Source organism: Subtercola endophyticus, assembly GCF_021044565.1.
Taxonomy (GTDB): Bacteria; Actinomycetota; Actinomycetes; order Actinomycetales; family Microbacteriaceae; genus Subtercola; species Subtercola endophyticus.
Genome location: NZ_CP087997.1, coordinates 3,705,091 through 3,729,527 on the forward strand (window position 1 = coordinate 3,705,091; position 24,437 = coordinate 3,729,527).

General features: G+C 60.8%; 21 protein-coding genes and 1 tRNA gene. 10 read left to right on the top strand and 12 right to left on the bottom strand.

What is annotated here, in order from left to right; all coding sequences use genetic code 11:
- Positions 1-149: 149 nt before the first annotated feature.
- The gene (locus LQ955_RS17165; RefSeq protein WP_231025695.1) at positions 150-539 is read right to left on the bottom strand and encodes an SHOCT domain-containing protein; all 390 of its coding nucleotides are present in this window, start codon (positions 537-539) and stop codon (positions 150-152) included.
- Positions 540-646: 107 nt separating this feature from the next.
- Here LQ955_RS17165 and LQ955_RS17170 point away from each other — a divergent pair, with 107 nt between their 5' ends.
- Positions 647-1,393 carry a hypothetical protein gene (locus LQ955_RS17170; RefSeq protein ID WP_231025696.1) on the top strand — a complete coding sequence of 249 codons (747 nt, stop codon included), beginning with the start codon at positions 647-649 and terminating at the stop codon, positions 1,391-1,393.
- Positions 1,394-1,469: 76 nt separating this feature from the next.
- Positions 1,470-1,559, top strand: a tRNA-Ser gene (locus LQ955_RS17175).
- A 341-nt stretch (positions 1,560-1,900) separates the two neighbouring features.
- On the opposite strand, the gene LQ955_RS17180 is transcribed toward LQ955_RS17175, so the two are convergent.
- From LQ955_RS17180 to LQ955_RS17190, 3 genes are all read right to left on the bottom strand, one after another.
- The gene (locus LQ955_RS17180; protein ID WP_231025697.1) at positions 1,901-3,646 is read right to left on the bottom strand and encodes a DUF262 domain-containing protein; all 1,746 of its coding nucleotides are present in this window, start codon (positions 3,644-3,646) and stop codon (positions 1,901-1,903) included.
- Between the two features lie 131 nt (positions 3,647-3,777).
- Positions 3,778-4,713 carry a hypothetical protein gene (locus tag LQ955_RS17185; protein ID WP_231025698.1) on the bottom strand — a complete coding sequence of 312 codons (936 nt, stop codon included), beginning with the start codon at positions 4,711-4,713 and terminating at the stop codon, positions 3,778-3,780.
- Between the two features lie 59 nt (positions 4,714-4,772).
- Positions 4,773-5,735 carry a DNA methyltransferase gene (locus LQ955_RS17190; protein WP_390623496.1) on the bottom strand — a complete coding sequence of 321 codons (963 nt, stop codon included), beginning with the start codon at positions 5,733-5,735 and terminating at the stop codon, positions 4,773-4,775.
- A 978-nt stretch (positions 5,736-6,713) separates the two neighbouring features.
- Here LQ955_RS17190 and LQ955_RS17195 point away from each other — a divergent pair.
- Positions 6,714-8,105: an ApeA N-terminal domain 1-containing protein gene (locus LQ955_RS17195; protein WP_231025700.1), complete on the top strand. Its 1,392-nt coding sequence runs from the start codon at positions 6,714-6,716 to the stop codon at positions 8,103-8,105.
- Positions 8,106-8,160: 55 nt separating this feature from the next.
- On the opposite strand, the gene LQ955_RS17200 is transcribed toward LQ955_RS17195, so the two are convergent.
- A complete protein-coding gene (locus LQ955_RS17200; protein WP_231025701.1) occupies positions 8,161-9,027 on the bottom strand; it encodes a PIN domain-containing protein in 867 nt (288 codons plus the stop codon).
- Positions 9,028-10,205: 1,178 nt separating this feature from the next.
- Here LQ955_RS17200 and LQ955_RS17205 point away from each other — a divergent pair.
- The 3 genes from LQ955_RS17205 to LQ955_RS17215 are packed head-to-tail and all read left to right on the top strand — an operon-like array spanning position 10,206 to position 12,911.
- On the top strand, positions 10,206-11,576 hold the full coding sequence (locus LQ955_RS17205) for a hypothetical protein (RefSeq protein ID WP_231025702.1): 1,371 nt from the start codon (positions 10,206-10,208) through the stop codon (positions 11,574-11,576).
- A 28-nt stretch (positions 11,577-11,604) separates the two neighbouring features.
- The gene (locus LQ955_RS17210) at positions 11,605-12,270 is read left to right on the top strand and encodes a histidine phosphatase family protein (protein WP_231025703.1); all 666 of its coding nucleotides are present in this window, start codon (positions 11,605-11,607) and stop codon (positions 12,268-12,270) included.
- Complete coding sequence (locus LQ955_RS17215; protein WP_231025704.1) at positions 12,267-12,911, top strand: AAA family ATPase; 645 nt, start codon at positions 12,267-12,269, stop codon at positions 12,909-12,911. The genes LQ955_RS17210 and LQ955_RS17215 overlap by 4 nt, the downstream gene beginning before the upstream one ends.
- 195 nt (positions 12,912-13,106) lie before the next feature.
- Here LQ955_RS17215 and LQ955_RS17220 read toward each other — a convergent pair whose 3' ends face one another.
- The 5 genes from LQ955_RS17220 to LQ955_RS17240 form a co-directional block, all read right to left on the bottom strand.
- A complete protein-coding gene (locus LQ955_RS17220; RefSeq protein WP_231025705.1) occupies positions 13,107-13,367 on the bottom strand; it encodes a Txe/YoeB family addiction module toxin in 261 nt (86 codons plus the stop codon).
- Complete coding sequence (locus LQ955_RS17225) at positions 13,364-13,615, bottom strand: type II toxin-antitoxin system Phd/YefM family antitoxin (RefSeq protein WP_231025706.1); 252 nt, start codon at positions 13,613-13,615, stop codon at positions 13,364-13,366. Before LQ955_RS17225 ends, LQ955_RS17220 begins: the two co-directional genes overlap by 4 nt.
- A gap of 163 nt (positions 13,616-13,778) precedes the next feature.
- The gene (locus LQ955_RS17230; RefSeq protein ID WP_231025707.1) at positions 13,779-14,960 is read right to left on the bottom strand and encodes an ABC transporter substrate-binding protein; all 1,182 of its coding nucleotides are present in this window, start codon (positions 14,958-14,960) and stop codon (positions 13,779-13,781) included.
- A gap of 110 nt (positions 14,961-15,070) precedes the next feature.
- On the bottom strand, positions 15,071-15,715 hold the full coding sequence (locus LQ955_RS17235) for a flavin reductase family protein (RefSeq protein WP_231025708.1): 645 nt from the start codon (positions 15,713-15,715) through the stop codon (positions 15,071-15,073).
- Positions 15,712-16,833 (bottom strand): DUF1989 domain-containing protein, encoded by a 1,122-nt coding sequence (locus tag LQ955_RS17240; protein WP_231025709.1) that lies wholly within the window; start codon positions 16,831-16,833, stop codon positions 15,712-15,714. The genes LQ955_RS17235 and LQ955_RS17240 overlap by 4 nt, the downstream gene beginning before the upstream one ends.
- Positions 16,834-16,941: 108 nt before the next feature.
- On the opposite strand from LQ955_RS17240, the gene LQ955_RS17245 reads away from it, so the two are divergent.
- The 4 genes from LQ955_RS17245 (at position 16,942) to LQ955_RS17260 (ending at position 20,252) form a co-directional block, all read left to right on the top strand.
- Complete coding sequence (locus tag LQ955_RS17245; protein ID WP_231025710.1) at positions 16,942-17,682, top strand: GntR family transcriptional regulator; 741 nt, start codon at positions 16,942-16,944, stop codon at positions 17,680-17,682.
- 112 nt (positions 17,683-17,794) lie between these two features.
- Positions 17,795-18,469: a FadR/GntR family transcriptional regulator gene (locus LQ955_RS17250; protein ID WP_231025711.1), complete on the top strand. Its 675-nt coding sequence runs from the start codon at positions 17,795-17,797 to the stop codon at positions 18,467-18,469.
- 86 nt (positions 18,470-18,555) lie between these two features.
- On the top strand, positions 18,556-19,464 hold the full coding sequence (locus LQ955_RS17255; RefSeq protein WP_231025712.1) for a fumarylacetoacetate hydrolase family protein: 909 nt from the start codon (positions 18,556-18,558) through the stop codon (positions 19,462-19,464).
- Positions 19,461-20,252 (top strand): SDR family NAD(P)-dependent oxidoreductase, encoded by a 792-nt coding sequence (locus LQ955_RS17260; protein WP_231025713.1) that lies wholly within the window; start codon positions 19,461-19,463, stop codon positions 20,250-20,252. Before LQ955_RS17255 ends, LQ955_RS17260 begins: the two co-directional genes overlap by 4 nt.
- A 41-nt stretch (positions 20,253-20,293) precedes the next feature.
- Here LQ955_RS17260 and LQ955_RS17265 read toward each other — a convergent pair whose 3' ends face one another.
- The gene (locus LQ955_RS17265) at positions 20,294-22,066 is read right to left on the bottom strand and encodes an ABC transporter ATP-binding protein (RefSeq protein WP_231025714.1); all 1,773 of its coding nucleotides are present in this window, start codon (positions 22,064-22,066) and stop codon (positions 20,294-20,296) included.
- 6 nt (positions 22,067-22,072) lie between these two features.
- Entirely contained in the window at positions 22,073-24,430 is a 2,358-nt protein-coding gene (locus LQ955_RS17270) for a glycosyl hydrolase family 95 catalytic domain-containing protein (protein WP_231025715.1), read from the bottom strand.
- Positions 24,431-24,437: the final 7 nt, after the last annotated feature.

A 24,437-nucleotide genomic window follows, 5' to 3' on the forward strand; every position in this document is an offset into this window, starting at 1 on the left:
CTGAAGGGATGATTCGCTTGCTGCCGCGTTGACGTGCCGCCTCGACGACTCCACACTCTGGAGTAGTCCTCTACCAGTCGGGATCCGTCGTGAGCAGTGTCGCCCGTTTCGCCCTTGGTACCCGTGCCGAAGCGATCGGGTGCCCGGATTCAGGCCTTCGGCGTGCCAGAAAGCGCGTGCGCCTTGAGGCTCTCGTACTCGGCCTGAGTGATAGCGCCGGAGTCGAGCAGCGTCTTGGCCTTTGCGATGTCGTCAGTCGGAGTCGTGCCCGCGACCTGGCGAATGTAGCTATCCGCGGCCGACTGGGCCTGCTGCTGAGCCTTCTGCGACCGTTCGGCCATGCCTCGGCCGCGCGCGATCAGGTACACCAGAGCGGTCAAGAACGGCACGAAGATCAGGAACAGAACCCAGATCGCCTTGAACCAGCCGTTCAGCTTGTGGTCGCGAAAAAGGTCTCCGATGATCGCGAAAAGCGCGAACAGGTATGCGATGAACGCGAACGACCAGAAGAACGTCTCGACGATGCCCCAGAAATCCATGAACGTAACCCTCTCTGCATGCGGCCGACCCCACGGGCTGCCTTTCAGGCTCGAATCTAGCGTATTCACGACTCCTCCCGCCCGCCCTCGTAACGTAAGGAACAACCATGACCGATTCACCCGAACAACGCCCCGCTGAACCTGCGCCTGAGTCCGCTTCTGCGTCGGCTGCTGGGCCTGCTTCTGGGCCCGCCTCTGCGCCTGCAGTTGCGCCTCCTTCTGCACCCGCGCCGCAGCCCGGCGTCAGCCGTGGACTCTTGATCGCGGTCGCTGTTATCGTCGTCGTTCTGGCATTCGGCGCATCCTTTCTCGGCGCGTCTCTGGCCAACCGCAGCGCCACGGTCGCCGAACCTGCTGCGGTCACGGTCACCCCGACCGCCGAGCCCAGCATCAGCGCCGATGAGGCCGCCGTGATCGCCGAGGTGCTTCCGGCGGGTGCGGATGTTCGGGCCGGAACAGGCACGCCCGCTGCGACTGCTGGCGCCGACGGTGACGTCTACATCGACATCTCGAATGCGAACGTCTACATCAACCGCGACGGATCGTGGGTTCTCGCGGGCAACATTCGCACCTCGGCGGCAGAGAACCTCGCGGGGGCCGATGGCGCCGCGGGGGCCGATGGCACACACGGTACCGACGGTGCCACGGGTGCGACCGGCGCCACTGGCGCGACCGGCGCTCCGGGTGCGACCGGTGCCGCAGGTGCCCCGGGAACCAGCGTCGCACTCGGCACGGGAGCCCCGACGCCGAAAACCTGCACCACCGACGGTGACATCTACGTCGACACTCTCGTTCCGACCTTCTACGACTGCACCGCAGGTGTCTGGACGAGCTTCGGCCCCGCCGCCGAGTAGCCGCCCCGACCCGATGGGCGCCGGCGATATAACGTCGGCGCTCATTCGGCTATGATTGCTGAGGTTGTAAAACCAAGGAGCTGTCGCATAGTTCGGCCTAGTGCACCACCCTGCTAAGGTGGAGTGCCCTTAATGGGCACCGTGGGTTCAAATCCCACCGGCTCCGCTCGTAAAATGCCTGATCAGGGCGCCGGTTCGTGCTCACACGGTCGAGTCTGCCCGCAACTCAACCACTTCATGTGATTCATTCGCTTGTTTGATCGCGACCAGGCTGTGCATCTCGGGGCTCTGGCTCCGCGGCTCGGCGAGATCAATTCTTGTGTCTCAAGAAGTCCTCTGGGTGAGCGTGAGACGCGCCGGTCTACGAGACGAGATTTCGAGACATCAGCACCGGCCCAATCTCGGGTGACTTTACCGCGAAGATCAGGTGCCCCCGATGACTCATAATCCATTAGGTTTTCGAGACAGCCCGCAACAACTAGAACGTAGCGCGAACCGCGCTGCTTGTCATTTGGGGTCGCGCGGCCAACACAGAATGGCAAGTGCCGCCAGACCACTTTGACGATCGGCGATGCTCTTTTCGGTCCAGTCTGCCCAGACTGACGCCTCGTTAGTTAACTCAATAGATGACGACGCCAAAATGGGCTGCTTCGCTGCCCAAGCCTTGTTCCCAATTCGGGCGTTCTTCCCCCTCTGAAGCAGGGCATGATTTCCCACCCGATCGACCCAAAGCTTCTTGCCGTCGGCAGTGAAGGACGGCCACTCCGCTTGTTTCGCGTTCTTGGGGAGAATGTGCTCCAGATTAACCGCGTCAACGTCCGCGTTCACGACCAGTTCAGGGTCAAAGTCACCCCTCTTTTGAAGCTCAAGCGCTCGGAGAAGGTAACGCGAAAGCTTGGCCGTCGTTTTCCATTCAGCAAACTCAGCTCGGAATAGTTCATCGGAGGGAATGAGCGATCCGATCTTTGTCTTGGTTAGCAACTCCGCCGTCGAGGTAACGGATTTTTTGCGGACCTCTAAAGCCGCTTCACAGAACGCCGCCTCAGCCACACCTCCACTCAAGCTCCCTGCGCACAACATACGCACAGACCACGAAACGAGAGTGGTCATGAACTTCTCGATTTCCTTCGTCGAGAATGTCGGAATGACGGCCATAATGAGTGGCCGATAGCGTTCGATTTGTAGGTCAGCGATCACATCAGCAGCATTGGCTACTTTCGCTGAATAATCTCCCCAGAAGTCACTATCGGAGTGCAAGATGGCGTAATAGAGTCTCGATGCGGTCTCAAGCTCCAGGGTGAATTGCACGGCGGACGCCGAGTCGAACACGATGCTCTTCAGCTTGCGATAGACGTCACGTTCACGAACGAGACCATACTTTGAACTGAGCAGATGGCGGGCAAAGTTAGTGAAGGATTGATTTCCCACTTTCTCGATCCCCAGGTTACTGAGTGTGAGGCTCCAGTTTTTTTGTACCTCCGCCAGGCGCTGGTCACCCGCTTGGCTGAACAGATAGTTTTTGAGCAGGTCGGCGACCGTTAGATCAGCGCCTCTATCGTTCAGCGTTTCGAAGATCGAGAAGGCGTCTGACTCGCTGGGCACGGTGATTGCGACGACCTGCACTTGCTTGTCGAGCCACGTCTCGAGTTCCGCGAGCTTCGGCTCCCAACTGGTGCCGTGTGCCTTTGCGAACTCGTCGACGCGATCTCGCAAATACAAATATGCAGATTCGATGAGGTTCTGGCTGAACCCGACCGGCGTGACGTCCTGCCTTCGCACAACCCGGTTCTCGTAAAACTCTCGGTCGTCGGTATTGAGGATCAATTTTGGTTGGTCCTTTTTTGCTACCTTGTCGTACTTTCCGAGGTAATCGGATTGAGTCGATGCCGCTGCGGCCGGCTCGCCGCCGGACTCACATTTGTCGCGAATCGCTGCCAACAGCAGCGATGCAGTGGCGAGACGCTGTTGCCCGTCGATGATCAAGTCACGACCAGCCCCACCGACTCCATCCGCGGCAATCACGACCGTTCCCAAGAAATAGCCGGCCTGATTGTTGAAACTTGCGTTCAGGTCTTCCCAGAATTCCACGACTTGGAACTTGTCGTCGGGGCCGATGCTGGAGGCTGCGTCTTTCTGGGCAGTAACCCACGAATAGGAACGCTGATAGATCGGGACAGCGAGAGATCGAGTACGTAAGAGCTCGGCAACGCCGAGGGCCTTGTAGTCTAAGAAGTTTTCTTGAGGCACAACCACGAGAACTCCTACCGTTTCGGTAACGACCTACCCGACAATAGCGCTTCTGGTAGTTCATTCGCTTTCGTTCAAAGGCGGTTAGGGGGCCCCGTAGACCCTTCGCACCTCGGCCCCGCCTGTCCCGTAAGAAGTCATGACGCGGAGTCACCCTCGACTGGGCCACCTTCAACTAACTCAGTGAGACGGCGCAAGACGGCCACAAATTCGCTTTCGCGAAAGGAGTCGCGGATCGTGCTTGTTCTCGTCAACGCGCGGCCGATCGCGGCATCGACGTCACCCGAACTTGCGTTGTCCGAGTATGTCTTGAAGAAGGACACCCAATGTTTGGCCTCTATGCCCGCAACGACAGTGCCGAGCATCTGTTCGCAATAGTCCTTCATAAGGCCGGGCACGCGGGCTATCCGGCCGAAATTGCCGCCGCCGTCGTTCTTCGGCTTGTCCGACATGTTCGTCTTACCCGCAGGGTATGGGACGACGTCTGGCGGGGAGGTGATGCCATTGTCGCCTGTAGCTTTCGAACCTCTCAGATTCTCCCAGTAGTGGTTTCGAAGGTCTGCAGCGTGCTGGGCCTGTTCGATGAATGGCTCGTACACGACAGGAACTCCTGAGAGCACGTTTGAGAGCCGCCACGGAACCACTACCAGCAAGTCGTATGGCGTCGCTGCGTTTCGGGTCGCCGTATAGCGGAACGAGGGTTCTCCTTCTTTGCTGAGCAGGTACCAGCCCTTTAGTTCGATCCCGAGCACTGGTGATGGCTCGCCTGCCGATCGGCTCACCAGGCGAACGTCGGGGAAGGACTGACTCGAACGTTCGAACCCGTACTCGTCCCATTCGTTGTCGGGGTCCCACACCCCGCGGATTCGATTCAACGTCGAGACAGTCTGGACCTCAATCGTGCCGCCCAGAACGCTGTTCAATGAGAACAGGTCGCCTGCCTCGAGCCCCTCGATGGAGGTTGTGGTCTGGAAATAGATCGGGAGGGACAACAAGGCATCGCGAACGTTGCCGACCAGCTTCTCGCGCTTTGGGTCGTCGCCCGGGAACTCGACTCTGGTTGGCCTGGCCACAGTTGCTGCGTGAACTGCCGGCGGCAACACTGAATTGGACGCGGCAGCGTCCGATCCAGTCACGCGTTCACCGCTGTCAGTACCGTCGAACTATTTGCGGCAGCGCGTAACCGGCCTTCGGCAAGATCCTGGAATGACTTGTGGATCTCGGCTACGTAAGCGCGACGGCCAAGAGTTACTGCCGCTACTGACGCGGACGCCAGGCCCCCGAATGGTTCCCAAACAACGTCTCCAGCGTTGGTGACGGCCCCGACTTGTCGTTCCATGAATTCGAGCGGTTTTTGATTCAGGTGCGCGGCGGAAGCGAGAGAGGGGTTGTGAACGCGTGGCGCAGACCGCTCCATGTTCCCCTTAACCCGTTCTGAATCGTGCAAAGAAGGACGCGACCACACGTTTGTAAGCCCGTGTGCGTGATTCCATGTATATCGAAGGGCGTCCCACTCGGGCGCAGTCACTGCGTTTTCTCCGTCGATGGAGAAATATGGGCGGCCATCGCGGTTACCGTGTTCGAGCGCGTACGCGGCCAGTTTTTCGACCATGGCGCCTGGTGGCCAATACCACAGCCAGTCCTGAGTCAAATATTTCCGAGTCGCCGCGTTCTTCACCCCGCATGCCTCGTTCGCACGATTGAGCGCGAGGCCCGCGCGCTGCCATTCGTGCCTCAACCAAACTTTCGGGCTCATCGGCCCTTCGGGTGCGTCGATCATGAATCGCCGCTGGTACAGAACCAAGACCTCCGACACAACGGGCATGCGCCGAATGGTCTTGCCGTTGACGTTCCCAGCGATGTGGGATACACCCTTATCCCAGGTGATGGTCTGCACGTACTCCCAACCGTGAGCAACTAGCAGTGGGTGGACTGTTGCCCAGCCGATCTCGGTATTCCAGAACCACAGGGTGCTCGCCGGGGTGGCAGCCATATCCCAGGCCGCGACGTGAGGGCGGTACCAATCGACGAGGTCATCTACGCCAGTGGTGTCTCCGTGAAACCCACGGACCCCATACGCACCGTCTGAGATGATCGTGGCGGGCGCCGGCCATGACGAATACGCCTACAGGACGTTCCCTCGATACAGTTCGAAAGGTTCTCTTAGATTCACGACTACCACCTAATTAGAGTAGCGACGAAGCACCGGCGTTAGGCGGCCCGGCTCGCCGCCACATTGATGTGACCTGGGCTAAGGGGCGGGTCTGTGGAACTAGGACCGATTTTCGGCTCAGCGGGTGAGGCGAGTGCCACAGCCTACGCAAATCACGGCGCTGAGGGTGCAGTCTCGACCACAGCCATTCCAATCCCTGCAGGTGTGACACTCTTCCTTATCGTGCTCACTGCCCGCAGCTTTCCAGCACCCGTTGCAAATCCACGAACCCCCACTATTTCTCCACGGCGGTGCGTGCTTTTGACTCCGGAGGTGGAACGGATCGATTACGTGGTAAGAACCCCACGATGTGTAAAGGCTGCCGCCAGACTCAACGTGCAGACGATGCTGCTCGTACTCGGCGCTGATCCAATCAAGCTCAGCTTGGGCTGCGGCATGTTTGCCCAACGCTGCTTCGAATGCGTCCGCGTCGACGAGCCACCGGTTGCCGATTTTCAGGATCGGCACACTCGTAGATTGGCCTCCGACGAGCTGCCGGGTATCGCCGAAGTCTGCTTGACCCCGCCGCTGAGCTGCGCTACGCCACCAGTCGTAAGAATTACGCGGTGAGCCAGGCTGTCGTTGAAACCGTTCTAAGGCATCGCGCAACGGAATCGTTGTGAGGCCACCAGACACCAAGCCCATCGCTTCATCCAATCGTTTCGCCAAGCATAGATTCTGCGTCCGACACTGACGGGGCACAGACCTCACCGGGCAATGGGCCCTCATGGGTGATCTTCGAATTCTTTTCGGACATCCTGCTTCGGGTGAGAGTCGCTGACGTCAGTCCGCCGGCGATTCCTTCTTGTGCATCACACCTGCCAAACTCACTACAAATGAGAAAATGATTGGAGCGCAACTGTGCAGCGCTTATACGGTCTGTGGTGGGAGCCCGGCAGCAACGACAAGGTACCCGGCGTCCTCACGGTGCACGACGACGGTGGCGGCGAACTCGAACTGGTCGGTGGCTTCGTACTGCGCGAATTCGAGGAACCCGTGCCTGGCATAACTACCTGGCCTAACAAGCGCCGTGATACTCCTGTGCTTCTCGGCGACGCCGACGGGAAGCGAATCACGCTCGTCAACTGTATTCCCACTTTGACCCGAGGCGGACTCGGCGATACCCCAACGTTTCAACGGTTCCTAAGTGACCAGGTACTGATCGGCGCCTGGCTCGAGGCTCGAGACGAGCCCGCCTTTCGTGACGCCTACATCAGACTTGAAAACCTCACCGCGTGGAGCGCACTCAAGTCACTCTCTTACACCGTGGATCGATCGAAGGAGAATGGTTCAACAGCCACCATTCGGCCAAGCGAAGAGGAATCCGTCGAGGTCGACGGGTGGAAATACACGTTATCGATGTCGGAGCGAGGTTTTCGGTACATGCGCACACGGCAGACCACCACTGTGTCAGGCGACGTCACTGCACGAGTCGTCGTACAGCCGCCCGACGGCACGTCAATGATGGAGATCAACCACCGCGTTCACGAGCTTTCAGACCTACTAACCCTAGCGACGGGTAAACCGAGCGGACTCATCTCGCTCACTTTGACGCACATGGAAGCCGATGAGTGGACAGAACCACGAGGGTCGGACACTACTATCCACAAACTTCCCATCCCGGTCGAGGTGTTCGGCCGACGCATCTACGACGCGTCTCCAGACGAGCCGGCACACCCGACCCACGAATTCCGCTTCACACTTGACGACATGCCTTTCGCAGAACTGATGCCACGATGGCTGAAGATCCGACGTGAAAGCCCCGCCGCCTGCAACGTGTACTTCGGTTCTGAATACGCGCCTGCCACATACACCGAGATGCGCTTGTTTTCGATGGCGGTCTCCGCCGAGGCGCTGCATCGTTCGTCCTTCGGCGAGAAAGGCGCCGACGCTTCCGACAGCTTCGTCACTGAAGCACGCAGCATCATCAAGAAGTCGTTCGAAAAGGGACCCCTCCGCGAGTGGGTGTTGCAACGCACGCAACCTGGAGCAACTTTCAAGGAACGAATGCACTACCTCGCCGCGGTACCCGATGCCCAGGCTGTTGCAACCCTGATACCCGACATCCCAGACTGGGCTCGGAAGCTGACCGCAGCTAGAAACGGTGTGGCACACAACGCTGGAGAAAAAATTACCCCCGAGGCCAACCGGCTTTTTGCACAAACACGCAATCTAATCGCGCTCGTCATGATGAGCCGGCTCGGGTTGCCCGCTGCGACCCAGCTCCGGGCGGCGACCGAAACCATGCTCTAATCGCCCAGGGCGTTGATCCTCGTTGTGCCGTTGACTTGAAGTGGTGCAAGCGTTGTTAAAGATCATCGTGGATAGGGCTGAAAGCAGTAAGGCCCGACTTCCGAGCTCGGAACAACATCGCCTGATCGTAGGTCGCCAGGGCGACGTTCTTAGCGTAAGCCTGAAGTTCTAACGCGCGATCGATGATTTCGAGGTCCGCGCTGTGGAGCCGGATATGGTCTGACTCGTCGATCAACAGAGTCGCATAAAGGTTGACTGACTCCACGCCTGAGCCGATCGTCTCCAGGGTGGTGAAGGTCGACTGGCCCGTGAATTCGCGGTCGAGCATCTTCAGTGCTGTGCGAGCAAGCGCACGCGCTTGCAGCTTGTCGCCATTCACATACATTGCGTTGTTGCTGTTCTTGAGTCGATCTAGCTCTTCCACCACGATTATCGGAATAGCTAGTGCGACTCCTTCGTGCGGGAACGCATCTACTGCACCATGCCAGGGGACGCTAGCAAGGTCCCCCGAATGCCGGAGAAGCGTATTCGTGTCGAGCACTATCGCCTGTTGGGCGGCGCCCGCCATTCCGAACTGGTTGATGGCCCACGATTGTGATCTTCGCCTTATCGAGTCGGCGGCAGCCTCGAAATCAGCTATCCGTTCCTGAACCTCCAGGGTGACGATCCCGACCAAAACTTGGCCACCAACTGCAGAAGTGTTCACAGAAAGAAGGGACCAGTACCTTTGGGTGGTAATTAGCGAGTCCACTGACGACGGAGTGATATAGCTTGCTAGCACGCGCGCGTGTCGAGTTGCCCACTCTTGATACTCGCTGATCACCCTGCCGCCGCCCCCGAGCACGTTATTTGCTTCTCGCAGAGCTTCGGCAATCGCCTCGAGCAGTGACGTGGCCCGGATTCCCGGGCGAAGTTGAATCATATTTAGACCGTAGCGTTACCCAGACGTCATCGAGCCAGCTCATTCCGAGACATGTCTAGTCCGGGAATGGCGGCTCATCTCCGTAAATCGCTGACGCCACCCGACGAGACGCCGCCATTCCTGCACGTCTGGACGAACTGGATGGGCTGCCAATTCGAGCCGAATTCGTCGATCGGTAGACAACTCGATCTCGAATGATCGTGCCGGCGTAACGGCCAGCTGGATCGAACACCCGACCGCCGCGAATGCGGCCAAGGTAGATGCCCGAACGTGAAAACAACCGGTCGCCGTCCCGCTTGAGCGGTCGGCCCTGTTTCGTATATAGACGTTCCATTCTACGATCATGCTCCTGGCCACCGACACCCCTCAGACGTCGCGTGCTGTCGGGCCTTTAGTAGTGCCTGCCGTTTCGTATTTATTGTGAATCATGAAATCAGGCTCTTGACATAATCCCCGGTATCGGGCCTTCAACTGTGTGGTCTGATTGCGGTGATGACGGACCATACGTCAAGTGCTCCTGAATGCCCTACCTTTGTCGGCGACGATGAGTGGGAGGCGGCGCTGCTCACGCGGCGGTGCCGGCCGCTCTCGCGGGTTTGGTTTGCTCCGCTGCCTGAGACGTCCGGCTGGGTGAACCGTCCCGGTTTTCATACCGACATTTGAAGCATAGTATCGCCGTCCGTAGTGCTCGAGGCTGTGAAACTCGAGGTAGATGTGCAGCCGGTCGTTGTTGTGCCCGTCGAACGGTGATCCTTTGGCTATTGCTTCGTTCTTATGCAACCCCATCGCGGTTTCCGCGGCGGCGTTGACATATCCTCGTATGAAGCTGGTCGGGATCAGCCGGTCAACTCGGGGGCCAAATCGAAGATTCGTGGCGGCGTCGATTGCGGCCTTGTTCGAATGCAAATTCAGCGGATCACTGTATCGACGCATGGGCACCTGCTCCGGCCGAACTCGTCTTCGGGGTTGGAGCCGGATCTAGCGCGGCGAGGACAGGGCTGCGCGGGAGCTCCGAATCCTGATCACGCTCGTCTTATCACCTTCGTCTGTGTCGAATTGCGTCGGCACGTCAAATAGATTTCTTGACGACGTGGGGTGAAAAAAGCCATCATGATCGTTGGTGTGCCACGAGGCAATCGGATCTCCTCGGGCGGAGAACTTCGAAGCCGGAGGTAATAATGCAACGCTCTGACGCGGTGCTCTTCTCTGCGGCACACGGCTTCTACAATTTCGCTGTTTCGCGCAACACTTTCGACCGCAGCCTCTATTACAACTTGCTGCTGCAACCCGCACTCGCCATACCCGATCACTACTTTCTGCAAAAGTCATGGGTAGGAGCTCACCTCACCGAATACCGTAGCCGAGACTCGTGGATCGAGGTCGGGCTTCGTGGCGGATTCATTCAGCCCTACTTCAGGCGAGAAGGCAGCTCTTTGACATCCCTGCTTTCCGAGATGGAACGGACGGATCGGCGAGGGTTTGACGATGCCGCCGAAGATATCGCCGACCGGTTAGACCGGACTTCGTTTCAGCCACTTCACTGGTCCTCAGGGACTAACTCGAAGACCTTTGGAAGTTCGCTTCAACGGTTTCTCGCTTACGACGAACCACCGGCTCTGGAATTTCAGGCCGACCCCGCCGATTTCAGAGGGTTCTGGTCGCGGAGCCGAGAATGGATTAGCGAGGAGCTCGACAGTGCAGCAGAGCGATCGTCCGGATTGCTGCAAGGCGACGGTATTCTCCTCAGTCAGCTGATACAAGTCGCTGGCGAACGCTTGCTGGGACCGGACTGCGGACGAATTTCGAGTGTGGATGCGTTACTCACGTTGGTGCGTGAACGGGTCGGATACCAAGCGGCGCAGGATCTCAGGGTCTACCTGACTTGCGCTTGCGAACTTTACAACCGAAGCTTGGCCGACACGATCCTGACCGCGCCGGGTAGCCCGAGGTGGAGCTACTACGTCGCCGCGATGGACCTCTGGCTGGACGATGTTTCAACTATCCAGGAGGACATTGACCAGGAGGACCCCGAATCCCCGCATGTCTTCGATGTTTCAATTCAGCTGCCTCATGTCCAGCATCTCCGAAACGTCAGCGGCGACACATTGCTCGCAATCCGGAAGACAGCAGCTTGCGAACGCTACCTCGAGTCTTTGGCGTATTGGCGGTCAGCTCCGAAGAACCAAACGCTTCAGAACGAGCTCGTAGAAACCCTCCATCGCTACACGATGGAGATCAAGAAGCTCGTCGGAAAAGAGGTCGGAGCTTTTGCGCTGAAGCCGCAATTCATATCGAACGCCATCGATGTCAGTCGGGTATTCAAAAAAGTTCCGAATGTGCTTCAGGGCTTTCTCGCGGTCTCCGTACCAACAACCAGCGCTGCCGCAGCCAGCGGACTCGCTTCCCCCTACCTGCCTGCTGGCCTTGCCACTCTTTTCGCGCTGCAAACCATCGTCAAGAATCGATCCCCAGCGCAATCTGTGGAGATAATGCTGTCCGATCTAGACGGAGCCAGAATGTACCCCGACGTGACCATCAGTCGCGCATAATTTGATTCTGACTGACGCGACCTCGACGATGACGATTGCACGCCTGACATCCCAGACCACGGAACTCATTCTCGTGCGTCACGCAGCCAGTACGCGGGCACAGGTCGGCATCTGGGGCAGGCTTTATGATGCTCCCCTCGCCGAGGGGTTTGAGTCTCAGATGGCCTTAACGCGAAGTAAGGCCGACTTGCAATTCTTGAGCCGAGACCGGATTATTTCCTCGCCTCTTCGGCGATGTCTCGAGACTGCCGCCTTCATCTTTCCTGGAACGGCGCCAGAGGTAGTTCCAGAATTTCGGGCATTTCACTCCGGAGATTTTGAGGCGGTAAGCGAGTCGTTCATCCAGCTCAACTACCCTGAGTACCTCGACATGACATTTCGGGGCAGGTTCTTGAACCCGAGACACGGCGAGGAGAGCATCGAAGCTCAGGTAAGACGCATTGCTCGCGGACTCGCGCGCGTCCTTGCCGATCACGACACAACTATAGTGATTGTTACTCATTATAGTTGTTTGAACATCATCGCCAACCTCGGTGTTCGGAACTGGGATATCAATAGCCATGCCGATGGCAAATACGACGTTGCCCTGGGTTCCTACTTCCGGCTCACTATTGATCCGGTGGCGGTTCTCAGTGACATTGAAGATCAACTGGCGGATGTCAGCGATGAGTACACAGAAGGGTTGTCACTATGACGGTGGATGAGTTGTTCGAGAGTCCTAGTCGGAAGTTCGTCGTGTTCGAGGGGTACGACGGTTCCGGCAAGTCGACCTTGATAAATGCCCTCGTCTCGTCCGAAGCGACCGGGTCGGTTCGGGTCGTGGGTCGGAAGAAAGAGTCGGAGCTCGTGGAGATCGCGAAGGTGTTGGAGCGAGACGATCTCCGGCCGGATCCGCGCGCTGAGATGCTTCTCCGAATTGCGGTGGAGGTGGAGCGACTGAACATTATTTCACGATCGCTGCTGACGCATGATGTTGTCGTGTGCGACCGAGGGCCGATCAGCATGATCGCCTGGTTTAGATACTTGGAGGTCCCTTCCAAGGCGTATGAAGGGCTCCTCGAAGAACTCTGGAGCTTTTACCGCGACTCGGTCACGGTCGTGTGCCGGGCAGATTTCGCTACATGCTGGCAGCGCTCGTCTGGCAGATTAGGTCAATCCCGCAAAGACCGACTAGGTGAGGACGCTAACCGGCGCTTCTTTGACCAGTATCAAGAGACCGTCACGTCCTCGGGCGCGTCGATCGCATTGATCGACATTGACACCGTGAATGCGGATGTCTCTACATCGCTGGACGAGGTACTCGAAGCGATGAGATCAAACGGCATTACTTCATAGGCGGTCTGCAACGTTTTTGAGCGAGGCGACTGGGCAACGGCTGCGTTTTGCACGCACGCAGTTGTTCTGGCGATGTACAGCCTCTCAGGCATTCACTCCGACCACATGCAGCTTAAAGTCTTGAGGCTCATTTGCGCTGATAATCTATATTACGTCTCCATTGCGGAGAATCCGCGACGGTCGTGCGAGCAATGCCTAGTAGTGATCGCGGGCCTGGAGGATGACGATGTGGTTGTCTGTGACGTAGTAGACGAGCCGGTTTGCGTCGTCGATGCGCCGGGACCAGGCACCGCTGAGGATGTGTTTCAGAGGTTCGGGTTTGCCGATGCCCGCGAACGGATCGCGGAGCGTGTCCGCGATGAGTTGATTGATCCGCTTCAGCGTCTTTCGATCCTGGGTCTGCCAGTAGACGTAGTCTTCCCACCCGTGTGCGTCAAAGGCTAACTCGCGGCTCACGCGTCAAGGAGGTCGTGCTTTTCGAACTCGCCTCGCCTGGCGCGCTCGATTGATTCGAGCAAGCGTTCCGCATTTGCTGGGTTGCGCAGCAGGTAAGCGGTCTCGGTCATGGCGTCGTAGTCGTCTTTCGACATGAGCACAGCGTTGCCATGCTTGGATACAACTTCGACGGCCGTGTGATCGTCGTTGACTTGCTGAATGAGCCCGAACAAGGTCTTACGTGCTTCCGTCGCGGTCAATGCGGTCATGGTGTCTCCAAAAGTAATGTACTGAATAGCGTACCACTCAGTGTGATGTGCTAGGTCGGCTTAGTTCTAGGCTTCAAATCTCACCGGCGCACGACAACCCCCGCACATCCCCGTGAATACAGGGAAGTGCGGGGGTTGTCGCTCTCGCGCTGAGGGCTCGGCCTCAGAAGCCGATCGAGGGGTCGATGAACTTGTTCGTCACGATCGCATCGGGTGTAAGCCCCGGAGCAACCGCTTTGCCTTGTGCCGCGAAGAGTGGCGTCGTGATGTCGATGATCTTCTGCACGCGGTCGAGGTCGAAGTTGCCGACGGTCTTGTCTGCACCGTCGCCGACCAGGCCGAGGTCGACCTGGGCCTTGGCCGAGTAGGCGGCGACACCGGCGCTGTAGACCCATCCGTTGTTGAACTCGCTGACCGCTTTCACGATGAGGTCGTTCGTGGCGGCGGGGTCTTTGTAGTAGTCGACGGTTGCCTGCTGGAGCACGGGAACGAGCTTCGTGAGGCACGGTGACATTTTGTCGAGGTCTCCGGTGCGAATCGAGAGAGCCGATGCGTAGATCGGGTATCCGGCGTCATTGATGAGTTGGAAGGCGACCGGTTTGTCCCACGCATCGACCTCGTGCTGGTACACGTAGGGCTCGACGGTCGCGAAGCCCTGCTGGGCATCCTTACCGCCCGCGGCCACGAAGTTGGCGGGCGTGCCGTCGTAGCTGCCGTCGACGTTGGCTGCTTTGAGGATTCCGCTGCCGGTCAGGTAGTCCATATAGGTGGCGCCGCCGAAGTAGCGCACGACGGCGTCGGTCTTGCCGAGGTCGGCGATGGTCTTGACGTTGGGGTAGGTGGCCGGATCCCACATGATGATCTGCGGCCCGACCTCGAACGGAGCGAACACTGCGGTGGTCGGTTGGTCGGCAGAGAGCTGAACGGCCTCGTCGGTGTTCGCGTAGCCGAGGGTGATGGTCGGATCCGCGTATTGCTGGCTCGTCACAGATTGGAACCCGATCGCGGGCCCGCCGGAGCGCACCTCGACATTCACGCCGGTGTATGCACCGCTGGCGTAGAGCGGGCCGGAGACAGCCTTCTTGTTCGAGTCGATGACGGCGCCGGGGCCGATCAGCTGATAGAGGTCGCCCTGCTCGGCTTCGGGGTTCCAGTCGGTCTGAATGACGATGTTCGCCGGGCAGACGCCGGAGAGATCGACGGCGCCGATGGCAGCGTCAGAGGTGGCGGAAGCGGATCCTGCGGGCGTGGCGCTTGTTGCGCAGGCGCTGAGAGCGACGGATGACGCGAGTAGCACCGCAGCTGCGGCCGATGCGCGCAGGAGGGGTGTGCGGGTGGTGCGCATGGTGGGGCTCCTTTGGGTGGGGGTGGTCTCGGTGGTGGTAGTAGTGGCGACGGTGGTGGGCAAGGAGTCGAGCGGTTCGCGCCGCGGTGTCGCGTGCTGATGCGGATGTGTCAGAGGCGGTCGATAATCGTCGTCGCCGAGGCGCTTCGCGAGCCGTCGTGATCGATCAGAAATCTGTCGCGGGTCGTCGTATAGAAGCTGGCGCCGAAGCGCGCGACCGGAAAGTACTGTGACAGGTTCACTCGCCAGAGGTCGGTATCGATCAGGTCGTCTCTCGTGTGCAGCGAAACGATTCGGCCGATGAAGATTTCGCGGCTGGTCGTTTCGATTTTCTCGTGCAGCACACACTCGAATGCGACCGGAGCCGACTGGATGGTGGGAGCGGAGACGACACGTGAGGCGATGGTGCCGAGGCCGACGGCATCGAGTTCGCTCGTTCCGTGCGGCATGGTCTCGCTGCACCGGTCCGCGGTGTGGGCGAGGGCCTCGTCGACCATGTGCACGACGAACTCGTTTGTGAGGTCGATGTTCTGCGCGGTGTCTTTCTGACCGCCTCCTGCGGTTCTGTTGAGACTGATGAGCAGCAACGGGGGTTCTTCGCCGAGCATGCAGAACATGCTGAACGGGGCGGCGTTGACGACCAGGTCGGCGTCGACGGTGGTGACGAAGGCGATCGGACGCGGCACGATGAGGCTGGCCATCAGCTTGTATCGTTCGTACTCGCCGATCTTGTCGAAGTCGATGTCCATGGTCATGCCGAGTGTGCCGTGGCCCACCATGCGAAGACGACGTCGCGAAGCGCATCGCCCGCAGTGAGGTAGAGGTCGCGGCGCCAGAGCGTGTCGAGTCTGCGGTGCGTTTCTTCGTCGAGAATGACTTGCAGCTCGTCGTAGACGATGGGGTCGTTCGTGAATGCCGGCACGTATGACTCGTCGCGGGCCAGTTCGCGGTCGAGACGGATGTTCGGCTGCCTGAATTGTGCCGGAGTGCGCTGGGTGTCATAGGCCAGGAGTTCGGGTACGGCATCCAGATCGGCGCTCGAGGCCTGAAATCGCTGGATCTTCAGGGGTTTGATCGCGAAGTTGCTCGTCTTCATCACGTCGGCACCGCAGACATTCGGTACGGCCAGCACATCCATGACGGCGAGGAGCTCGACGTAGTCGCCGGCGACCGATGCCTGGCGGCCGATGCGGGGCAGGCCGTCGACGACTTCAGTGCTCATGAAGAAGTTGAAGGAGTCGTGCACGTCGTCGGGCGTGAGGCCGTATTCTCGCTGCGCTTCGGCCTGGATGTCTGCGCAGTTTGTGTGGGCTGCGTAGCCGTACACCGTCTCATAGAGGTTCGCGCTGCAGCGAGGAAACACGACATCGTTGCAGTGCGCCGTGTCGGTGAGCAGGTACATCATTGCGCGTTCGCGCGGGGGAGACGACCACAGGAAATCGCCGGCACCTGGATTGATGCCGTGCAGAGTGCGTGTGCGGCCGGTGTGGAAGAACTCGCGATAGTCGTGCAGATTGAAGCAGTTGAAATCTACGCACTGCGCCCCGGCGATCTGCTCGATGCGCAGCACCTCGCCGGCGGCGACCTCGATCGCCTTGCCCGTTCCCGGTCGCAACACGAACTCGTCGAGCAGCAATCGGGTCGATCGCTCGGTCGCAGAAAGCCGGCTTCGCCACTCGAATGGGCGACCCGACACCGAGGGCACGGTCAGCGTGCTGAACTCGCCCGAGGAGGTCTCTGCGACGGCGCGTCGCACCAGCAGGTCGATGGAGGGGGCTTCGCCTACGGCGACCGAGCGCGTCAGCAATGCTCGTTGCTGCTGATTCAGCGAGACGGTAACGGTGGGAGAAGTGGATTGAAGCGCAGAGTGCATGGTTTCAGTATGCACTATCGACGGTTTCGGTATACGTAAACACCATGTTTCGCATACGTTACGAACAGAATTCGTCGACGAAAGTCGCTGCGTCGGTAGACTGGTCGGGTGCCCTCAGCCTTCTCCGCAGACCACGACGCCAGCCGTGCATCCGATTCGACGCTGCGATCGCGCCGAAGTGCCTCTGCTTACTCCGCGCTGCGCGAGGCCATCATGGAGAACGCACTGAAGCCGGGTATGAAACTGCCCGAAGAAGACCTGGGAACGCACTTCGGCGTCAGCCGAACACTCATTCGCGCGGCGCTCGCCCAGCTATCCCTCGAAGGCCTCGTCGACATCGGCAAGACCAAATCGGCGACCGTCGCGCAACCGACGAAGGCTGACGCGCTCGAGGCCTTCGAGGTGCGGCGTGCGCTCGAACGCGAGGTGTGCCGGTTGGTCGCGAATCGCTGGAACGCGGAGATGGGCGAGACTCTCGCAGCCCATCTCGCTGCAGAGAAGGCTGCATCAGACGAGCACAATCACAAGGTGTCGATCAGGCTCGGCGCGGAGTTTCACATTCTGCTCGCCGACATGGCCGGCAATGCTCTGCTGCGCCGGTACCTCTTCGAAGTCGTCGGGCGAACGACCCTCATCCTCGCCGTCTACGGCCAGGCTCACCCACAGCAAGACAGCCTCGACGAACACATTCTGCTGGTCGAAGCCCTCGGCCGAGGCGATTCGGCCGCGGCCGAGGCGATCGTCGACGCGCACATCCAATCGGTCGAAGACCGTGCTCTCGGCGGAGCCGACTCCGACGAGTCCCCGCAACTCGCCGAAATTCTCAGCCGGTACTCGAGACCGAGCTAGGCGCACTCATGCGACTGTTCCGGGTGCGCAGAGATCGGATGTAAGCCCGTCTGTTGACTCCATCGCGCGGTTTCGGCGGCTGGGCCGAGACAGCGCGGAATAAGATGCGCTCATGGCAGTGACAGACGAAGCGATCGCCCGCATTCGTGAGATGGTCGTGCAGGGCGAGCTGCGGCCCGGCGATCGGCTGCCGCCGGAGAAAGAACTGAGCGAGCGGCTGGGGCTCTCGCGCAACTCGTTGCGCGAAGCTGTGAAGGCCCTCGAACTCATTCGGGTACTCGACGTGCGGCGCGGCGACGGCACCTATGTCACCAGTCTCGAGCCCGGGCTGTTGCTCGAGGCAGTGCAATTCGTCGTCGACCTGCATCAAGACCAGTCGGTGCTCGAGCTTTTCGAGGTTCGCCGAATTCTCGAGACCTCGGCGGCGGCGCTCGCCGCGCAGCGCATGACCGTCGAGAACATCGAGCACCTGCGGGCGTCGGTTTCGGAGGCCGCTGGGTTCGACAAGGTCAACGACCTCGTGGCGCACGATCTCGATTTTCATCGACGCATCGCGGAGGCCAGCGGCAACACGTACCTCTCCACCCTGCTCGAGGCGCTGAGCAGCAAGACCGTTCGAGCCCGCCTCTGGCGCGGAATCACCGAAGAGAACGCTGCCAGCCGCACTCTGTCGGAACATGAAGGCATCGTGCGTGCGATCCACGCGCGAGACACCGAACTCGCTCGCGCATTGACCACCGCGCACATTGCCGGCATCGAGGGGTGGATCCGGCGCTCACTCGGCTGAGCGATCTCGACCGATTGGTATCTCGTGCAGCCTAAACATAGGATGTCTTTCAGAACCTCAGAGCACAGCTCACCAGAAAGTCAGGTATGAAACTTCTGCGACTCGGTCCTGTCGGCCACGAAATCCCCGTCGTCGTCGATGACAACGGCGTTCCCTTCGTTCTCAGTTCGCTCACCGCCGATATCGACGGGGCGTTCCTCGCCCGCGGCGGCATCGACGAGGTGGCCCGAGCACTCGCTGCCGGCTCGCTCGAACGGCTCGGCGATCCGGCTGACGGCAGCGTGCTTCGCGTGGGCGCGCCGATCGCCCGGCCCTCCGCCGTGATCTGCATCGGAATGAACTACGCCGCCCATGCGGCGGAGTCGGGCTCCCTGCCGCCGAAAGACCTCGTTATCTTCTTCAAACACCCGAATACCGTGGTCGGCCCGTTCGACACCGTGCTGATTCCGCCGGGCTCGACGAAGACCGACTGGGAGGTCGAACTCGCCGTCGTCATCGGCCGTCGTGCACGGTACCTCAGCAGTCCCGCCGAAGCGCTCGACGTCATTGCCGGCTTCGCCGTCTCGAACGATGTCTCTGAGCGGGAGTACCAGATCGAGATCTCGGGTGGTCAGTGGAGCAAGGGCAAAAGCGCAGAGTCGTTCAACCCGCTCGGCCCATGGCTCGTGCCCGTCAGCGAGATCGGCGACGGTTCCGGCCTGCGCATCAGCTCGACCGTCAACGGCGAGCCGCGGCAGGATTCGTCGACCAGCGACCTCATCGTCGGGGTGGCCGAGATCGTCTACCAGCTCAGTCAGTTCATGGTGCTCGAGCCGGGTGATCTCATCAACACCGGCACGCCCGAGGGTGTCGCGCTCTCCGGCCGGTTCGACTACTTGGCGGCGGGCGACGTGTTCGAGTGCACGATCGAGAAGCTCGGCACGCAGCGCCAGCCCATCGCGCAGGGCCAGCCCATCGCGCAGGGCCAGCCCATCGTGCAGGGGAAGGCATCATGAGCGAAAGCACGCAATTCTCAACCGAATCCGCATCGGGCGGCGGCAGTTATCACGGGTTGATCGCTGCGGTCACGGGCGGGGCATCCGGTCTCGGCAAAGCCATCGCCGAAGAACTGCACCGCCGCGGGGCCCGAGTGTTCTGTCTCGACCTGAACGCCGACGCCGTCGAGGCGCCGCTCACGGGTGTGACGTGCAACATCGGAGAAAGGGCCAGCGTCGAGGCGGCTATCGCCGAGGTCGTCGCTGCGGCGGGCCAGCTCGACATCGTTATTGCGAACGCGGGCATCGGCGCCCAGGGCGACATCGAAGCCAACGACGACGACGAGTGGATGCGCGTGCTCAACATCAACGTGATCGGATCAGCTCGAACCGTGCGTGCCGCCATGCCGCATCTTCGCCAGTCGAAGCACGGCGCCATCGTCTTCACCTCCTCGATCGCGGCGTGGGCCGGCCTGCCTCAACGGGCCCTCTATTCGGCGTCGAAAGGCGCGATCTCGGCCATGACCCTCGCCGTGGCTACCGACTGCCTGCCGCTCGGCATTCGGGTGAACGCCGTGGCGCCGGGCACCGCCGACACGCCCTGGGTGGGCCGCCTGCTCGATTCGGCGGCGAACCCCGAAGCCGAACGGGCCGCCCTCGAGAGCCGGCAGCCGACGGGTCGCCTGGTTCAGCCGAGCGAGGTCGCGGAGGCCGTGGCGTACCTCGCGTCGCCGACCTCCGCAAGCACCAACGGCGTCATTCTGGCCGTCGACGGCGGCATGTACTCGTTACGACCGCGCACAGCATAGGCGGGGTTCGGCGAGTTCGAAACAGCGCGGCGTCTCGTCGGTCAGGCAGACTGCACGTGATGCAGCCGGCGGTAGCGGCCATCGCGGCTCAGCAGTTCGGTGTGCGAACCGATTTCTGCGATGCGGCCGTTCTCCATCACGACGATTCGGTCGGCCGAGCGAATGGTCGACAGGCGATGCGCGACAACGAGGGTCGTTCTGTCTCTCATCAGTCGCTGCAGCGCGTCTTGAATTTTCACCTCTGATTCGGAGTCGAGCGCCGACGTCGCTTCGTCGAGAAGCAGCAGGCGCGGGTCTCGGATGAGTGCCCGGGCGATCGAGAGTCGTTGCCGCTGACCCCCGGAGAGCAGCGCTCCCCGCTCGCCGACGATCGTGTCTGCCCCTTTGGGCAGCGCGTCGACGAATTCGGCGGCATTCGCATTCACCAACGCATCGCGAACCCGTTGGGGCGATACATCCGGCAGACCATAGGTCACGTTGTCTAACACCGTTCCCTCGAACAGCACCGATTCTTGGGGCACGACAGAGACGAACCGGCGCACTGTTCGCAGATCGAGAGTCTCCATGTCGGCTCCGTCGAGGTAGACGTGGCCACGTGTCGGTCTTATGAATCCGAGAACCAGGTTGAGCATGGTCGACTTGCCCGACCCCGACGACCCTACGAGGGCGATGGTCTCGCCGGCCCGGATTTCCAGATCGATGTCGCGAAGTGCTGCGGTGCCCTCGTCGCCGTAGTGAAAGGTGACGCCGCGCAGCGAAACGTTTCCGTCGAACGATTCCACCTGAGCTTTTCCGTCGTTTTTCTCGAGGTCGGGGTCTTGCATCACCTCGGCTATCGATCGTGCGGATTCGGTTCCTCGCGCGATGACCGGCAGCACCATCAAGATGTTCGTCAATGACCCTGTCAGCAGAGCGAAATATGAGCTCAGCAAGACGACTTGGCCCGCAGTGATGGGCACGGTCTTGCTGATCGCGAGCCACGCAGCGAGAACAAGACAGCCAAAACCCAGTGTCTGGAATGCGATCCACGAGAGCGCGGAGAACTTGCTATTGAGCACGTCGAGTTTGAACCCGGCCCGCTGAACGCTCTCGGCGCTCGTGGCGACTCGGTCTCGCGCGACGCCCTCCAGCCCGTGCGCGCGGGTGATCGGCATCAGCGTCGCCATTTCGCTGACTCGCACAGAGAGGTGTTCGACTTCTTTTCGAAAATCTTCGTTGGTGCCGGCGCTTCGGCGTTGGAGTGTTCGCCGCAGCATCAGGGCGAGAGGGATGGTCAGCGCGTAGATCGGCAAGAATGCCGGCACGTTGATCGCTGTCATCACGAGAGCGCCGATGAGCACCGTCGTGGCCGAAAAGATCGGTTGGTGGGCCTGCTGCAGCATGAGCTCGATGTTCTCGACGTCACGCACCACTTTGGTATGGATGATCGCCGAATTCGCCCGACTGTGAAACCCGATCGACAGCAGCTGCAGACGCCCCGTCAATTCGTTTCTCAAGTGTGACCCGACCCCGCGAACGGCGCCCATGAACAGGCGGGTGTAGCCGACATGACCGGGGTAGTTCTGAATCACCGCGACGACCCCGACGATCGTCCAGGCCACCAGCGACCGGGTCGGGCCGCCCGCGACGACGATGTCGATCACGCTCGCGGTGACGACGGGCATGATCCAGACCGGCGAATCTTTCACGACGAAGACCAGCATCGACAGCAGAACCCGAGCCCGGTTCGGCTTCAGCAGTCGAACCACCGACATCATCGGGTGGTCGGGGTCGATCAGTTCGGCTTCTCGGGGCGACCCTTGTGCACGAGACATCGCTTCTCAGACCTGCGGCTCAAGTCGATAGGAGTCGCCGGCTGACGCCAGCCACGACACGCGCCGCCGCCCCGGCGGAGCCAGCAGTGGCGTCGCGGCGACGGCGCCCTCGAGTGCGTCAGACACCACGATCGGCTCGATCGTCGCCGGTAGATCGAGAATCAGCGGCCCATCATGCCGCGTGCGTACGACGACGGAGACCAGCTCGTGATCAGCCCACTGCACGTCGACCTCGTTTCCTCCGCGGGCACGGATGCCGTGGATGCTGCCGGTCGGCCACGACTTCGGAATCGCCTTCAGCACACTGATCGTTCCGTCATGACTCTGCACAATGAGTTCGGCGATTCCGGCGATCGCACCGAGATTCCCGTCGATCTGAAAGATCTGACCACCGGGCCAATCGGGGTGCGGGTGCAGATCGAGCAGCGACGCGGAACTCAGCTTCGTGAGCAAGGTATCGATCGACCGTTCCGCCAGGTCGGCGTCACGCAGTCGGGCGGCGAGGCAGAGTATCCAGGCCTGACTCCAGCCCGTGTATCCGCTTCCGTGCTCGAGACGCGCCCGCAACGAGCGGCGAGCGGCCTCAAAATCGTCGGGGGTCTCTATTTCGGTGATCCGGGTGCCCGGAAAGAGGCCATAGAGGTGTGAGAGGTGACGGTGGCCGGGTTCCGAGGGCACCAGGCCACCGTCGCCCCACTCGAGCAGAGTGCCGTCGGAGCCGATGCGCGCGGGAGCGACACCGGGCAGGGTGAGGCGCACTCGCTCGACCAGGGCCGGGTCGGCTTCGGGAGTGGCCGAGGCCAGCGCCAGGTAGTGGGTGAAGAGTTCGTAGACGAGCTCTTGGTCCATTGCGCTGCCTGCGGTGACACTCGCGGTCACGCCGCCGACGGTGAACGGATGCTCGGGCGACGTCGATGGGCTGAAGACCATTCCGCGGTCGTCGGTGCTCACCAGCATGCCGAGGGCGAAGCGGATGATCGCTTCGAACGTCTCGAGCGTTCGGGCATCGGCGGCCGGCGCCTTCGTCTCGAAGGCCAGGTTGTCCCACGTGTGCGCGCACAGCCAGAGCAGGGCCGACGGCCAGTTCGACCACTGCGGACGACCGGCTACGGGCGCACTCCAGCGCCAGATGTCGGTGTTGTGGTGCGTGGTTGCTCCGTTCAGACCGTAATACTCCATGGCCGAGTCCGTGCCGCGAACCGCCAGGTCGTGAATCAGTTCGAGCAGGGGCTCGTGAAGGTCGGAGAGCCCCGTTAGTTCAGCACCCCAGTAGTTCATCTGGGTATTGATGTTGGTCGTGAAGTTCGAGCTCCAGCCCGGCCGAACATCCACATTCCAGATGCCCTGCAGGTTGGCGGCAACAGTTCCGGGGCGCGAACTCGATATCAAGAGGTAGCGTCCGAAGTGAAAGAACAGCTCTGCCTGGGCGGCGGCCGCCGTCTTCGAGGTCGACAGATCAAGATCGACCCGGTCGAACAACTGTCGGTACTCCGAGCTGTGGCGCTCGCGGAGTTCGTCGATCGACCGCTCGCGGGCGCGGGCGACCCGTTCGAATGCCCGTGCCGCAAGATCGTCGAGTGCGGCGCTCGGCCGTTCGTCGTAACCGCGATACCCGGTCTCGACCGCGGCAATAAGCCGAGTTTCGCCGTCGTTCACCCTCTCGACGATGACGCAGACAGCGAATCCCATGCCCGCGTCGACGAGCCCATCGGCATCCGGTGGGTCGGTGGCGTAACGAACGGCGTCGGGCTCGTCGATGTAGTTCGGCAGAACCGAGGCCGGCGCGCGGCCCGTGACGGTCATGAGGTGTGCGCCGCCATCCATTCGGTGCGTGATCTCTGTGTGCAGGTGTGGGCTGTCGAAGCTCGGTGGGCTCCACGAAGCGGATGCTCCGCTCACCGTCGCCACAAGCACGCCGTCGGGTGCCGAGACGAACGATTCGAGCGAAACCAGCCCGACGGCGGTCGAATACTGCGTGGTCGAGATGGCGTCGGCCACGTTCAGAACACGCTGATAGTCCGCACCCGGAGCTACGCCGTCAGACGCGTAGTCCCAGAGCAGCCCTCCCACCGGCTGATACGACTGCGTCCAGCCGTCGCTTTGCAGGTCGACGGCAGCCGCATCGGCGGCTCGATAGTCGCATCGGGCGATCGCCGCACGAGTGGAGGCGAGTCGTGCAGCGCCGTTGCCGGAATTCGAGGGGTTCGTGGGCCCCCCAGACCACAAGGTGTCTGCATTGAGGTCGAACCGCTCTTGTCGCGGTGTGCCGTAAACCGCCGCGCCGGTCGAACCATTTCCCAGAAGAAACGAGTCGACGAACAACTCTGCGGGCGAACTAAGAGCAATGCGATAGCGGTGTGCCATGGCCGTA

Bases quoted from the DNA above. Each gene is read 5' to 3' on its own strand.
- LQ955_RS17165 (WP_231025695.1), bottom strand. From the start codon at position 539: ATGGATTTCTGGGGCATCGTCGAGACGTTCTTCTGGTCGTTCGCGTTC.
- LQ955_RS17170 (WP_231025696.1), top strand. From the start codon at position 647: ATGACCGATTCACCCGAACAACGCCCCGCTGAACCTGCGCCTGAGTCC.
- LQ955_RS17200 (WP_231025701.1), bottom strand. From the start codon at position 9,027: ATGATTCAACTTCGCCCGGGAATCCGGGCCACGTCACTGCTCGAGGCG.
- LQ955_RS17205 (WP_231025702.1), top strand. From the start codon at position 10,206: ATGCAACGCTCTGACGCGGTGCTCTTCTCTGCGGCACACGGCTTCTAC.
- LQ955_RS17210 (WP_231025703.1), top strand. From the start codon at position 11,605: ATGACGATTGCACGCCTGACATCCCAGACCACGGAACTCATTCTCGTG.
- LQ955_RS17215 (WP_231025704.1), top strand. From the start codon at position 12,267: ATGACGGTGGATGAGTTGTTCGAGAGTCCTAGTCGGAAGTTCGTCGTG.
- LQ955_RS17225 (WP_231025706.1), bottom strand. From the start codon at position 13,615: ATGACCGCATTGACCGCGACGGAAGCACGTAAGACCTTGTTCGGGCTC.
- LQ955_RS17230 (WP_231025707.1), bottom strand. From the start codon at position 14,960: ATGCGCACCACCCGCACACCCCTCCTGCGCGCATCGGCCGCAGCTGCG.
- LQ955_RS17235 (WP_231025708.1), bottom strand. From the start codon at position 15,715: ATGACCATGGACATCGACTTCGACAAGATCGGCGAGTACGAACGATAC.
- LQ955_RS17240 (WP_231025709.1), bottom strand. From the start codon at position 16,833: ATGCACTCTGCGCTTCAATCCACTTCTCCCACCGTTACCGTCTCGCTG.
- LQ955_RS17250 (WP_231025711.1), top strand. From the start codon at position 17,795: ATGGCAGTGACAGACGAAGCGATCGCCCGCATTCGTGAGATGGTCGTG.
- LQ955_RS17255 (WP_231025712.1), top strand. From the start codon at position 18,556: ATGAAACTTCTGCGACTCGGTCCTGTCGGCCACGAAATCCCCGTCGTC.
- LQ955_RS17260 (WP_231025713.1), top strand. From the start codon at position 19,461: ATGAGCGAAAGCACGCAATTCTCAACCGAATCCGCATCGGGCGGCGGC.
- LQ955_RS17265 (WP_231025714.1), bottom strand. From the start codon at position 22,066: ATGTCTCGTGCACAAGGGTCGCCCCGAGAAGCCGAACTGATCGACCCC.
- LQ955_RS17270 (WP_231025715.1), bottom strand. From the start codon at position 24,430: ATGGCACACCGCTATCGCATTGCTCTTAGTTCGCCCGCAGAGTTGTTC.